The sequence below is a fragment of the Paracoccus everestensis genome, assembly GCF_021491915.1.
Lineage (GTDB): Bacteria > Pseudomonadota > Alphaproteobacteria > Rhodobacterales > Rhodobacteraceae > Paracoccus > Paracoccus everestensis.
The window spans coordinates 809,254-822,463 of record NZ_CP090836.1 but is presented as its reverse complement, the minus strand read 5'-3'; the positions used below and the strand labels follow the sequence as shown (position 1 = coordinate 822,463).

Below are 13,210 nucleotides of genomic sequence, written 5' to 3'. Positions count from 1 at the left end.
CACCCGGCGTCAGTCGCGCATGATCTGGTCCAGGCGGTCGCGTTCGGCCTGGCTCAGCGCCTCGGCAGGTTCGGGGCGGGCGGTCGCACGGGCGCGCAGGAACCGCCAGGCGCCCAGCAGGGCCAGCAGCGCCATGACCGGACCTGCCAGCCACAGGACCAGGTTGCCGCCCCGCGCGCGCGGCTCGAACAGCACGAATTCGCCGAAACGGTCCACCACAGCCTCGATCACCTGATCGTTGCTGTCGCCTGCCACGATCCGTTCGCGCACATACAGCCGCAGATCGCGGCTGATGGGCGCGTTCGATTCGTCGATGTTTTCGCCCTGGCAAACCGGGCAGCGCAGCTTTTGCGAGATCTCTCGCGCCCGCGCCTCCTGCCCGGCGTCGGGCAGGACTTCGTCGGGCTGGACGGCAAAGGCCGCGACAGGCAGCAGCAGGGCCAAAAGGATCAGAAGACGCCTCATTCCGCAGCCACCGTCTTGGCTGGCGAACGGCGCGCGCCTGCCGCCACGCGATACCGGCGGTCGGACAGGCTGATGATCCCGCCAAGCGCCATCAACAGCGAACCTGCCCAAATCCAGTTGGCGAAAGGCTTGATATAGGTGCGGATCGCCCATCCCCCATCCGCTTGCGCGTCCCCGATCACCAGATAGATGTCGCGGAAGATGCCATTGTCGATGGCCGCCTCGGTGGTGGGCATGGCCTGGACGGGATAAACGCGCTTTTCGGGGTGAAGCGTGGCGACCAGCCGTCCGTCGCGCGCCACCTCCATCGTGGCGGTGGTCGAGATGTAGTTCGGCCCCTCGACCTCGTCCACGCTGGCAATCGTGATGTCGTAATCGGCCACCCGGAACGGCTGGCCCACTTGGGCCACGCGGATATCCTCGACCTGCCAGGCCGTCAGCAGGGCGATGCCGATAAAGGTGACGCCCAGGCCGCCATGCGCCGTGGCCTTGCCCCAATCGGCGCGCGGCAGGCGCAGCAACCGCGACAGGCCCGACTGGCCGGTGCGGTGGACCAGCTCGGCCACCGCGCCAAAGATAATCCAGGCGCCCAGGCCCGCACCGATCACGGCAATGGCGGACCGCCCCGTGGAAACGGCGAAGACAAGCGCCATGACCGCCCCCGCCAGGGTCAGGGCAGGCCACAAGGGCCGCATCACGCGGCCCAGGGTTGCGCGCTTCCAGGGCAGGATCGACCCAAGGGGCAGCGCGATGGCCAGGGCGATCATGAAGGGGGTGAAGGCCTGGTTGAAGAACGGCGCGCCGACCGACAGCTTGCGGTCCCACAGCATTTCCGCGATCAGCGGCCACATCGTGCCGATAAAGACCACGAATGCCGCGACCGCCAGCAGGACGTTGTTCAGGATCAGGGCGCCCTCTCTCGACACGGGCGCAAAAACGCCCTTGGCCGTCATCTGCGTGGCCCGCGCGGCATAAAGTGTCAGCGCGCCGCCGGTGAACACGACCAGGATCCCCAGGATGAAGACGCCGCGCGCCGGATCGCTGGCAAAGCTGTGGACGGATGTGATCACCCCCGACCGGACGATAAACGTCCCGATCATGGAAAATCCGAATGCCATGATCGCCAGCAGGATCGTCCAGCTTTTCAGCGCCTCGCGCTTTTCCACGACAATGGCGGAATGCAGCAGGGCGGCGGCCAGAAGCCAGGGCATGAAGCTGGCGTTTTCCACCGGATCCCAGAACCAGAAGCCGCCCCAACCCAGTTCGTAATAGGCCCACCAGGATCCCAGTGCGATGCCGATGGTCAAAAACATCCAGGCGGCCAGCGTCCAGGGCCGGACCCAGCGGGCCCAGGCGGCGTCCACACGACCCTCGATGAGGGCGGCGACGGCAAAGGAGAACGCCATCGAAAGGCCGACATAGCCCAGATAGAGGAACGGCGGATGAAAGGCCAAGCCCGGGTCCTGCAACAGCGGGTTCAGGTCGCGCCCGTCAAAGGGCGGGCTTGCCAGCCGCAGAAACGGGTTCGAGGTGAAGATGATGAAGGCATAAAAGGCAGCCCCGATGGCCGCCTGCACCGCCAGCACCCGCGCCCGCAAGGCCGGGGGCAAGTTGTCGCCGAACACCGCCGCCGCCGCGCCGAACAGCGCCAGGATCAGCACCCACAGCAGCATCGAGCCTTCGTGGTTCCCCCAGACGCCGCTGATCTTGTAGAGCATCGGCTTGGCGGTATGCGAGTTTTCATAAACCAGCTTCAGCGAGAAGTCAGAGGTGACGAACGCCATTGTCAGCGCCGCGAAGGACAAGCCCACCAGCAGGAACTGCGCCACGGCGGCGGGACGGGCGCTGTCCATCCAGGGTTCCCAGCCCTTGGACGCCCCAACCATCGGCACCACCATCTGGAACAGTGATACCGCAAAGGCGAGGATCAGGGCGAAATGGCCGAATTCTGCTGTCATGGCGCGATCCTTTGGTGCCTGCACAGCATAGGCCCATGCAAAAGGGGGGAAAAGTCCCCCCTTGGTCGCCGCCATCAGTTTTGCGTGCGCCGGGCTGCGGCCTATTCGCGCAGGGTGGCCACCCAGTCGCGCAGCGCCGCATTGTCGGCGAAATCCTCGTCGGGACGCTTGATCGCGACCTGCTGCGTCGTGGTGACGCTGGTCTTGACCTCGTTGGCGGGCCAGACGCGGTGGCGGAAATGATGTGCCTCGCGCGCGCCGAAGTAAAAGCCGACAATAGCGCCCAGCAGCCACCACAAGGGTTCGGGCACCTGCTGCAGGCCCACCATGCGCAGGCTGAACCCTTGCGGCTCCACCATGGCATAGATGAACAAGGCCATCGTCCCCAGCGCCAGAAGCGGCCGGGGAAGACGGTTCAAGCCATTGACGAAGCCGTCGAAAAACCCCGGCCGGACGGACTGGAATTCCTGGCCCAGCTGGTTGATGGCGCGGGCATAGGCTTCCTCCTCAAGCTCCATCTTGCGGGTGGCGTTCTGGGTGAACACCTCGGCCATGCCGGTGGCGGCGCTGCCCAGGGCGGTGACGCCCTGGCCCAGGCCGATGAAGCGGTCGATCATGCCCATTTGGCGGTCCTTTCGCGATGCTCGGCCTCGGTCAGGTGATAGCGGGGCTGGATGAACTCCTCGGCCCGGGTGATCCAGCCGCCCTTCCCGCCCGACTTGCTGCGCGCATATTTGCGGCTGGCGGGGCGCTGATCGGCCAGCGAATAGTAGTAATTGCGCCGCGCGATCCCATAGGCATCCGCGAAATGATCGGGCGCGGCGGCGGCGGCATCATGGGCCGCGGCGAGGGTCCGGGGGCCGATCACGCCGTCAGCGGACGCGGCAAACCCCATCCGCGCGACCAGGCGTTGCAGGATCTTCACCGCATTGGCGCCGGCGTTCACATACATGTCAAAGACGCTGGCCTGCACCGCAGGCGGCAGTTCGGCCAGGCGCGGGCGGCGGAAATAATGTTCGACGAAAATCTGCTGCGCCTGGGCACGGGTCAGCATCTTGACGTCGTTCGCATCGACCAGCCCGTCCTTGTTCAGGTCCAGGCCCAGCGATTTCATCGTCCCGATGGTGACGCCATAGTTGGTGGCCCCGCCCGGATCGTCGGAATCGTTTACATATCCGCCTTCTCGCGCAACGATCTGGGCCGCGACTTCCTCAACGCTTGGCATGGATACCCCCGTCCTGCAAATGAGGCACAAGGGTGGCGGGCCTGCGTTAACGGGCTGTTAACCAGCCGCGCGTTGCTAGCTGCGAAGCGCGTCCAGCAGCATCTGCAGCGCATGGTCCACGGTCGCGGCGCGGACCTGGCGGCGGCCGATAGCGCCGAATTCGACGGTTTCGGTGCGGGTGCCGAACGGCTGGGCGATGCCAAAGCAGACGCGGCCCTCGGGCTTGTGTTCGGACCCGCCGGGGCCTGCGATGCCGGTGACGGAAACGGCGATGCCCGCGTCAGACAAGCGCAGGGCGCCAGTGGCCATTTCGGCAGCGACCTGTTCGCTGACGGCGCCATGGTCCTCCAGCGTGTCGGCGCGCACGCCCAGCATCTGCTGCTTGGCGGCGTTGGAATAGGTGACGAAGCCCCGGTCCACGGCGTCGGACGATCCCGGAACCTCGGTCAGGGCGCCCGCGATCAGGCCGCCCGTGCAGCTTTCGGCGGTGGCGATCATCACGCCGCGCGCACGGGCGGCATCCAGGATATCGGCGGCAAGGCTCACAGCATCGGCTCCAGCAGGGCGTGGTAAAGGCCCGCCAGCGCGACGGACCCGATGCCTGCGAACAGCCCGGCCCACAGGTCGTCCATCATCACCCCCACGGCGCCGCCCTGCCGGTCGGCGCGGCCCACGAGCCAGGGCTTCCAGATGTCGAACAGGCGGAACAGCAGGAAGGGCACGACAAATCCGGGCCAGGCATCCAGGATCGAAATTCCGTGCCGCCACAGCGGGATCACGGTAAAGGACATGGCCAGCCACTGGCCCGCGACCTCGTCGATGACGATTTCCGACGGGTCTTCGTCCGTGGTCATGCGCAATGCCTGCGGCACGGCCCAGAAGCCGATCAACGCGGCAAGGACCGCGCCCAGCGGGATCAGCAGCGCGCCGCCTGCCTGATAGACCAGCACCGCCAGCAGGACGGCCGCCGCCGATCCCCAGGTGCCGGGCGCGGGCCTCAGCCTGCCGATGCCGAAGAAGGTCGTGATGATGCTGATCATCGCGTCACGCCTTGATCAGCGCGGCGGTGGCGATTGCCGCGATGCCCTCGCGCCGCCCGGTGAAGCCCAGCCGTTCCGAGGTGGTGGCCTTGACGCTGATGCGGGTGGCGTCAACGCCCATGATCTCGGCCAGGCGGGCCTGCATGGCCTGCGCATGGGGGCCGATCTTCGGCACCTCGCAGATGAGCGTCACGTCGGCATTGCCGAAGCTGAACCCCCGTTCGCGCGCCAGATCCGCCGCATGCGCCAGGAAGATCGCGCTGTCTGCGCCCTTCCATTGTGGGTCAGAGGGCGGAAAATGGCGTCCGATGTCGCCTTCGGCCAGCGCGCCATAGATCGCGTCGGTCAGCGCATGCATTCCTACATCGGCGTCGGAATGGCCGATCAGACCGGCCTCGTGCGCGATCTGCACGCCGCACAGCCAGACATGGTCGCCCGGCCCGAAGGCGTGAACGTCATAGCCATTGCCCAGGCGAATATCCATCGCGGTCCCCAATATCCGTTCGGCCCGCGCGAAATCGGCGGGAAAGGTGATCTTCAGATTGTCCTCGGACCCCGGCGTGATCGCAACCGGGATCCCAGCCTTCAACGCCAGTTCCACATCGTCGGCAGCGTCGTCCGGGTACAGGCGGTGCGCCTTGGTTATCTGATCCAAGGTGAAACCCTGCGGCGTCTGCGCGCGGAACAGGCCCACGCGGGGGGTCGTGCCAATCACCGCCCCATCAGCGCCCTTCCACAGGGCGTCGCTGACGGGCAGCGCCGGGGCTGCGGCCTGCGCACCGCCTTGCAACGCGTCGATCACCCCCTGGATCACCGCGTCGCTGACCAAAGGCCGCGCGCCGTCGTGAATCAGGACGTGTGTCGCTTGCCCTTCCAGAGCCTCAAGCCCCGCCATGACGCTGGCCGCGCGGGTTCCGCCGCCGGTGACAATGGTGACGCCGCCCGCAAAGTCGCGGATCGCGCGGACCATGTCGTCGGGATGAACCACCAGCACCACGCGGTCGAAACCCGCAAACGCATCAAGCGAGCGCGCAAGGATGCTGCGCCCGCGAAGGTCGCGCCATTGCTTCGGCTCGCCGCCCGCGCGGGTGCCGCGACCGGCGGCGGTGACAATGGCGGCATAGCCCGAGGGCGCCTTGACCGTCATGCGTGGTCGGGCATATCGCCCCGGATCGCCTGGGCAAAGGCGGTGCGATACAGGTCCGACAGTTCGGCCAGATCGCCTGCATCCTCGCCCATCTGCACGGCCAGGCCGCCGAAGACGCCGACCTGCGCGGCAGGAACGCCCGCAGCCTCGGCCGCCTTCAGAAGGGTGTCAGCACCCGCCGCGTCACAGGCGACCAGATAGCGGGCTTGGTCTTCGCCGAACAGTTGCGCGATGTCGCCACTGTCCAGGCGGATGCCGATGCCGGCAGCCTCGGCCATCTCGAAGGCGGCAAGGGCAAGGCCGCCATCGGACAGGTCGGTGGCGGATTTCACATGGGCGCGGTTGGCACGCAGGAACTCGCCATGCTTGCGTTCGGCGGCAAGGTCCACAAAGGGGGCGTCGCCCTCCTCGATCCCGAAGGCCTCGGCGGCCAAGGCCGACTGGCCAAGATGGCCTTGGGTCCGGCCGATTACGATGGCCACGTCGCCCTCCACGGGCAGGCCAGCGATCAGGTTCGAGAGGTCGTCGATCAGGCCCACGCCGCCGATGGTGGGGGTGGGCAGGATGCCCTTGCCGTCGGTTTCGTTATACAGCGACACGTTCCCCGACACGATCGGGAAATCCAGCGCCGCGCAGGCTTCTCCGATGCCCTTGATGGCGCCGACAAGCTGGCCCATGATCTCGGGCTTTTCGGGATTGCCGAAGTTCAGGTTGTCGGTCGTGGCCAAGGGCAGCGCGCCGACGGCGGAGAGGTTGCGATAAGCCTCGGCCACGGCCTGCTTGCCGCCTTGATAGGGGTTGGCCTTGACATAGCGGGGCGTCACGTCGCTGGTAAAGGCCAGCGCCTTGTTCGTGCCGTGCACGCGGACCACGCCCGCGCCCATGCCGGGGCGGCGGATCGTGTCGGCCCCGACCTGGGTATCGTATTGTTCCCAGACCCAGCCCTTGTGGGCATAGGAGGGACTGCCGATCAGCGCCCGCAGCGCCTTGATGGGCGTGATCGCGGGCAGCTTCGGCGCAGCCCCGGCGGCGGGCGTTTCCACCCAGGGGCGGTCGTATTCCGGCGCCGAGGAGGACAGCTTGGACAGCGGCAAGTCGGCCATGACCTGATTGCCATGCAGGATCAGGAAACGGTCCTCGGCGATCGTCTCGCCCACGATGGCGAAGTCCAGGTCCCATTTCTCGAAGATGGCGCGAGCCTCGGCCTCCTTCTCGGGCTTGAGGACCATCAGCATCCGTTCCTGGGATTCAGACAGCATCATCTCGTATGCGGTCATGTTGGTTTCGCGCTGCGGGACGTTGTCCAGGATCAGCTTGATGCCAAGCCCGCCCTTGTCGCCCATCTCGACCGCCGAACAGGTCAGGCCAGCCGCGCCCATGTCCTGGATGGAAATGACGGAATCCGTCTGCATCAGTTCAAGGCAGGCTTCCAGCAGGCATTTTTCGGTGAAGGGATCGCCCACCTGAACCGTGGGGCGCTTTTCCTCGATGCTGTCGTCGAATTCGGCGCTGGCCATCGTCGCGCCGCCGACACCATCACGGCCGGTCTTGGCGCCCAGATAAACCACCGGCATCCCGATGCCGGAAGCGGCGGAATAGAAGATCTTGTCCGCATCAGCTAGGCCCGCCGCGAAGGCGTTGACCAGGCAGTTGCCGTCATAGCTGCGGTGGAAACGGACCTCTCCGCCCACGTTCGGGACGCCGAAGGCATTCCCATAGGCGCCAATGCCCTCGACCACGCCCTTGACCAGATGCAGGGTCTTGGGATGTTCGGGGCGGCCAAAGGAGAGCGCGTCCATGGCGGCAATCGGGCGCGCGCCCATGGTGAAGACGTCGCGCAGGATGCCGCCCACGCCGGTCGCGGCGCCCTGATGCGGCTCGATATAGCTGGGGTGGTTGTGGCTTTCCATCTTGAAGACCACGGCCTGCCCGTCGCCGATATCCACCACGCCCGCATTCTCGCCCGGCCCGCAGATCACCTGGGGGCCGGTGGTGGGCAGGGTGCGCAGCCATTTCTTCGACGATTTATAGGAACAATGCTCGTTCCACATGGCGCTGAAGATGCCCAGTTCGGTAAAGGTCGGTTCGCGACCGATGATGTCCAGGATCCGGTCGTATTCGTCGGGCTTCAGCCCGTGCGCGGCGATCAGGTCGGGGGTGATCGTCGGTTCCTGCATCGTGGTGCCTTCCTGCCAAGGGTCTGGCGCCTTTTAGGCACAGACGCCCTGCATGGGAAGGCCCGCCCTAACCCGTCCCGGGGCCGGGCCAAAAAAAAGCCGGGCACAAGGCCCGGCCTAAGTCCAACAGGGAGGTAGAAGGTGATGCGCGATTACGCGGTCCATCGCCTTCTACGCTTGATTTATGGGCAGGTTATTAACGGTTCAAGACCAATGAACCCATCGGGACAACATAGCGGCCATGCAGTCGCGGAATGGCTGCACGCGAAAGTTGCAGATATGCCGCTGTTTCCTTGTCCTGGTCAAAAGGATGTCCGGTAGCACCGGGTAGGAACGCCGAGGTTGAGAAGGTCAGGATTTTAACACCCGACCTGCCCAGTCAGATCATGCCCGCAACGATGACGATCTGGCTGTCAGCCCTGACCCTAGCTGTTCGGATCCTGATACACGCCGCTTTCCTTCAGCGTATCGACAACCTCTTTCGGCATATAGGTTTCGTCGTGCTTGGCCAGCAGGTCGCGGGCCTCGAACCGGCCATCGCGGTAATATCCCTTGGCGATGGTGCCCTGCCCTTCGGTGAACAGGTCGGGCCGCGGGTCGCGCCCGACATAGCTGACCGGGATTTCCACCGCGCCATCGGTGATCACGAAATCGAATTCCACCCCATCGCGATTGACGATCGAGCCTTCCTTCACCAAGCCGCCCAACTGGAAATATTCGTCAGGTTCGGGCGCGGCTTGGGCCACCTGGGCGGGCGAGCGATACAGGTTGATCCCGTGGCGGAAACCATAACCGATCAGGCCGACCGCAATCAGCAAGGCCACGGCGGCCGCGACGATCACCTGGATGCGGCGGCGTTTCTTCAGGGATTTCATGCCAGCCATGTCGATACCCTCATGCTGCCTCGAACTGGATCGGGCGGCGCAGGAACTGGGTGGCCTTGCCCGATACCCGCACCGGATCGCCGGTCGTCAGGTTCTTGGATTCCGTGCCCGATCCCAGGAATTCAGGCCTGCGCTGCAGATAATCAGCCAGACTTTCCGCAACCAGCCCCGCCTGGCTGAAAACCTTGACATGGGGACCAAGTGCCTTCTGGAAGGCGGCTTCCACCAGCGGATAATGCGTGCAGCCAAGCACGGCGGCCTGGGGATGGGGCATCCGGCGCAGCAGCGCCTCCACATGAGAGGACACAAGCGCCTCGGCCAGGATTTCGTCGCCCATTTCAATGGCATCGACGACGCCGCCGCAAGGCTGCGCTTCGACATCGACGCCCACGGCGCGGAACGCCAGTTCCCGTTGGAAGGCGCGGCTGGCGACGGTGGCCGGGGTGGCGAACAGGGCGACGTGCTTCACGGCGACCTCGCGGGGTGGCGAATTGTCGCCCCAGCGGCGTTCGGTCAGCGCCTCGATTAGGGGGACGAAGACGCCAAGGACGCGCTTGTCGGCGGGCAGCCAGGTTTCCTGCATCCGCTTCAGCGCGGCGGCGCTTGCGGTATTGCAGGCCAGGATCACCAAGTCGCAGCCTTCGGCCCACAGTCGTTCCACGCCTGCGCAGGTCAGGTCAAAGATATCGTCGGCAGTGCGGGTGCCATAAGGCGTGTGCTTGTTGTCGCCCAGATAGATCAGCGGCAGGTCAGGCAGGCGCGCGGCGATGGCCTGGTGAACCGTCAACCCGCCCAGTCCCGAATCGAAAACGCCCACTGCCATGCTGTCATCCTTGCCTGTCGCGAGGCGCTTTTTACGGCGCATCGCGGGTCTTGGAAATGACTTAGATCAGGTTGCCCACCAAAGTGTCATTCGGCCGCCTGCTGCAAGGGGGCTTGGCCGCTGCGGAACTGGGCCAGCAATTCCGCGCGTCGTGTGGCCGCAAGCGCCGCCGCCTGTTCCTTGACCGGGCCAAAGCCGCGCACCGTCAGGGGCAGTTCGGCAAGCTCGATGGCGACGGGCATGGTGGCGTCCGTGACCCCCGCCAGAACCTCGCGCAGGTCCGCCTCGTATTCGCGGATCATGGCGCGTTCGTGGCGGCGTTCAGCCGAATAGCCGAAGGGGTCGAAGGGGGTGCCGCGCAGGCCTTTCATCCGGGCCAGAACCTTGAAGGCCGTCAGCATCCAGGCACCGAACTCTCGTTTCTTCGGACGCCCTTCGGCAGTCTTGCCGGACAGGATCGGCGGGGCCATGTGCAGGGTCAGCCTGGTGTCGCCGTCCCATTGCTGGGCGATCTGTTCGGCCGTTGTCAGGTGCAGCCGCGCGACCTCGTATTCGTCCTTGTAGGCCAGCAGCTTGTAATACCCGCGCGCGACGCTTTCACGCAGGGGCGCGGGGGCCGCATCGACCAGCTTGCGGAAACGCTTCGCCAGCCGCTTGTTCTGGTATCCGACCAACCGCGCTTCGCGATAGGCGATGGGATCGGGGGGCAGTTGCGTGACAGGCGCCGGCTTGCGGGTCTGGTCGGGGAAGGCCATGGCCCAGCGGCCGATCTGGAAGGCGCGCTGGTTTTCCGCGACCTTGGCGCCGTTCAGGTCGATTGCCTGCATGATCGCGTCCAGCGACAAGGGCAACAGCCCCTGCTGCCAGGCCGCGCCCAGCACCAGCATGTTGGAATAGATCGAATCCCCCAGCATCCGCAGCGCCAGGTCATTGGCGTCGAAGAAAGCCACGCGGTCGCGCAGCCGCGCCTGAAGCGAAACCTTGAGCTGGTCCGACGGCACGCGGAAATCGCGCAGGCGGGTGAAATCGCCCGTGATGATCTCGTGGTCGTTGACCACCGCGCCGGTGCGGTTCGTCGTCATCAGGCCGATGGTCTTGGCCCCTGCCGTGACGACCAGATCGCCGCCGATGATGCAATCAGCCTCGCCCACAGCGACGCGGATGGCGCTGATGTCCTCGGGGCGGTTGGCCAGGCGCAGGTGAATATGGACCGCGCCGCCCTTCTGGGCGAGGCCCGCCATCTCCATCATGCCGGCGCCCTTGCCGTCGATATGGGCGGCCTGGGCCAGCACGGCACCGATGGTCACCACGCCGGTGCCGCCCACGCCGGTGATGACGACGTTATGGGTGCCGCTGATCGCGGGCAAGGCGGGGGCGGGCAGGTCGGGAATGTCGAAGGATTCCGCCTTGGGCTTTCTCAGCTTGCCGCCTTCCACGGTGACGAAGCTGGGGCAGAATCCCTTGACGCAGGAATAATCCTTGTTGCAGCTGGATTGGTCGATCTGACGCTTGCGGCCCAGTTCCGTGTCCAGTGGCACGATCGACACGCAGTTCGACTGCACCCCGCAATCGCCGCAGCCCTCGCAGACCTCGGGGTTGATCCAGACGCGGCGGTCGGGATCGGGGAACTTGCCGCGCTTGCGGCGGCGGCGCTTTTCGGCGGCGCAGGTCTGGATGTAAAGGATCGCGCTGACGCCCGGCGTTTCCGCCATCTCGCGCTGAACGGCCATCAGTTCGGCCCGTTCCTCGAACCGCAGCCCGGCAGGGAACTGCTTTTGGTCGATGTCTTCCTTTTCGTCATAGACGACGACCAGGGGCTTCACGCCCATCGCCACCAGTTCCTCGGCGATCTGCTGGGCGGTCAACCCGCCTTCGTTGGGCTGCCCGCCGGTCATGGCGACCGCGTCGTTGAACAGGATCTTGTAGGTGATCGTTGTGCCCGCCGCGATGGCCGCGCGGATCGCCAGCGATCCCGAATGGTTGTAGGTTCCATCGCCCAGGTTCTGGAAGACGTGCTTGGTCTTGGAAAACGGCGCCTCGCCCACCCAGTTCACGCCTTCGCCGCCCATATGAGTGAAGCCGGTGGTTTCCCGGTCCATCCACTGCACCATGTAGTGACAGCCGATCCCGGCATAGGCGCGGCTGCCTTCGGGCACCTTGGTCGAACTGTTGTGCGGGCAGCCTGAACAAAACCACGGGGTCCGGGTGGCGATTTCCGGCGCGTTGTCGGCGCGGCGCACCTCGGCCAGCCGGGTCAGGCCCGCCTTGATATGGTCGGTTCCGCGGCCTTCCTCGATCAGGATTTCGCCAATGGTCTGGGCGATCATCACCGGGTCAAGCGCATAGCGGGTGGGGAACAGTTCCGCACCGGTGCGGTCGTGCTTCCAGCCATGGACGCGGCGGCCGTGGCGGTTGTCGAAGATCGCTTCCTTCAACTGCACCTCGATCAGCTTGCGCTTTTCCTCGACGCAGACGACCAGTTCAAGGTTCTCGGACCATTCCTGGAAGGACTTCATGTCCAAGGGCCAGGTCTGGCCGACCTTGTAGGTGGTCAGGCCCAGCCGTTCGGCCTCGGCCTCGTCGATGCCCAGCAGGGACAGCGCGTGGACCAGATCCAGCCAGTTCTTGCCCGCCGCGACGAAGCCGATCTTGGCGCCGGGCTTGCCCCAGACCTTGTGGTCGATCTTGTTGGCGCGCGAAAACGCCTCGGCCGCCCAGCGTTTATAGTCGATCATCCGCGCTTCGGACGCGACGGGCGTGTCATGCAGGCGGATGTTCAGCCCGCCTTCCGGCATCTGGAAGTCCGGGGTGACGAAGGACAGCCGGAACGGATCGCCGTTCACGACCGAGGTCGCCTCGACCGTGTCCTTCATGGTCTTCAGCCCGGTCCAGACGCCCGCGAACCGCGACAGCGCAAAGGCATACAGGCCATAGTCCAGGATTTCCTGCACCCCCGCAGGCGACAGCACCGGGATATAGCGGTCGATCATCGCCCAATCGGACTGGTGCAGCACGGAACTGCTTTCGCCGGTATGGTCGTCGCCCATGGCCATCACCACGCCGCCATGCGGGGACGACCCGGCCATGTTGGCGTGCCGCATCACGTCGCCCGACCGGTCCACGCCCGGACCCTTGCCATACCACAGGGCAAAGACGCCGTCGTATTTGCCCTCGCCGCGCAGTTCCGCCTGCTGGCTGCCCCAGATGGCGGTGGCGGCCAGATCCTCGTTCAGGCCCGGCTGGAACAGGATGTTCGCCTCCCCCAGCCGCTTGCCTTCGCGCATCATCTGCAGATCGACGCCGCCCAGCGGCGATCCGCGATAGCCCGTGACAAAGCCTGCCGTGTTCAACCCCGCCGCCTTGTCGCGCGCCGCCTGCATCAGCATCAGCCGGACAAGGGCTTGCGTGCCGTTCAGCAGCACTTGCGGCTTGGTCAGGTCGAACCGGTCGGCTAGCGAAAATTCCTGCTTGCTCATCTTGGCGTCTCCTCC

11 protein-coding genes are annotated in these 13,210 nt (G+C 65.7%); all 11 read right to left on the bottom strand.

The genetic code is table 11. The annotated features are described in order from the left end of the window. Positions 1 to 9: 9 nt before the first annotated feature. Positions 10 to 465, bottom strand: coding sequence for a cytochrome c-type biogenesis protein (locus tag LZ585_RS04085; RefSeq protein WP_234855163.1), 456 nt, complete (start codon positions 463 to 465; stop codon positions 10 to 12). Then, a complete protein-coding gene (locus LZ585_RS04080; RefSeq protein ID WP_234855162.1) occupies positions 462 to 2,423 on the bottom strand; it encodes a heme lyase CcmF/NrfE family subunit in 1,962 nt (653 codons plus the stop codon). The genes LZ585_RS04085 and LZ585_RS04080 overlap by 4 nt, the downstream gene beginning before the upstream one ends. A 101-nt stretch (positions 2,424 to 2,524) precedes the next feature. After that, a complete protein-coding gene (locus tag LZ585_RS04075; RefSeq protein WP_234855161.1) occupies positions 2,525 to 3,046 on the bottom strand; it encodes a holin family protein in 522 nt (173 codons plus the stop codon). Next, positions 3,037 to 3,648, bottom strand: coding sequence for a holin-associated N-acetylmuramidase (locus LZ585_RS04070; RefSeq protein WP_234855160.1), 612 nt, complete (start codon positions 3,646 to 3,648; stop codon positions 3,037 to 3,039). Before LZ585_RS04070 ends, LZ585_RS04075 begins: the two co-directional genes overlap by 10 nt. A gap of 75 nt (positions 3,649 to 3,723) precedes the next feature. Continuing rightward, complete coding sequence (locus LZ585_RS04065; protein WP_234855159.1) at positions 3,724 to 4,194, bottom strand: CinA family protein; 471 nt, start codon at positions 4,192 to 4,194, stop codon at positions 3,724 to 3,726. Next, positions 4,191 to 4,688: a phosphatidylglycerophosphatase A family protein gene (locus LZ585_RS04060; protein ID WP_234855158.1), complete on the bottom strand. Its 498-nt coding sequence runs from the start codon at positions 4,686 to 4,688 to the stop codon at positions 4,191 to 4,193. The genes LZ585_RS04065 and LZ585_RS04060 overlap by 4 nt, the downstream gene beginning before the upstream one ends. Before the next feature lie 4 nt (positions 4,689 to 4,692). After that, positions 4,693 to 5,835: a bifunctional 2-C-methyl-D-erythritol 4-phosphate cytidylyltransferase/2-C-methyl-D-erythritol 2,4-cyclodiphosphate synthase gene (locus tag LZ585_RS04055; protein ID WP_234855157.1), complete on the bottom strand. Its 1,143-nt coding sequence runs from the start codon at positions 5,833 to 5,835 to the stop codon at positions 4,693 to 4,695. Continuing rightward, positions 5,832 to 8,012 carry a phosphoribosylformylglycinamidine synthase subunit PurL gene (gene purL, locus LZ585_RS04050; RefSeq protein ID WP_234855156.1) on the bottom strand — a complete coding sequence of 727 codons (2,181 nt, stop codon included), beginning with the start codon at positions 8,010 to 8,012 and terminating at the stop codon, positions 5,832 to 5,834. Before purL ends, LZ585_RS04055 begins: the two co-directional genes overlap by 4 nt. Before the next feature lie 425 nt (positions 8,013 to 8,437). Next, a complete protein-coding gene (gene ccmE, locus LZ585_RS04045; RefSeq protein ID WP_234855752.1) occupies positions 8,438 to 8,887 on the bottom strand; it encodes a cytochrome c maturation protein CcmE in 450 nt (149 codons plus the stop codon). A 19-nt stretch (positions 8,888 to 8,906) separates the two neighbouring features. Then, positions 8,907 to 9,719, bottom strand: coding sequence for a glutamate racemase (locus LZ585_RS04040; protein WP_234855155.1), 813 nt, complete (start codon positions 9,717 to 9,719; stop codon positions 8,907 to 8,909). 86 nt (positions 9,720 to 9,805) lie between these two features. Next, complete coding sequence (locus LZ585_RS04035; protein WP_234855154.1) at positions 9,806 to 13,195, bottom strand: indolepyruvate ferredoxin oxidoreductase family protein; 3,390 nt, start codon at positions 13,193 to 13,195, stop codon at positions 9,806 to 9,808. Between the last annotated feature and the right edge of the window lie 15 nt (positions 13,196 to 13,210).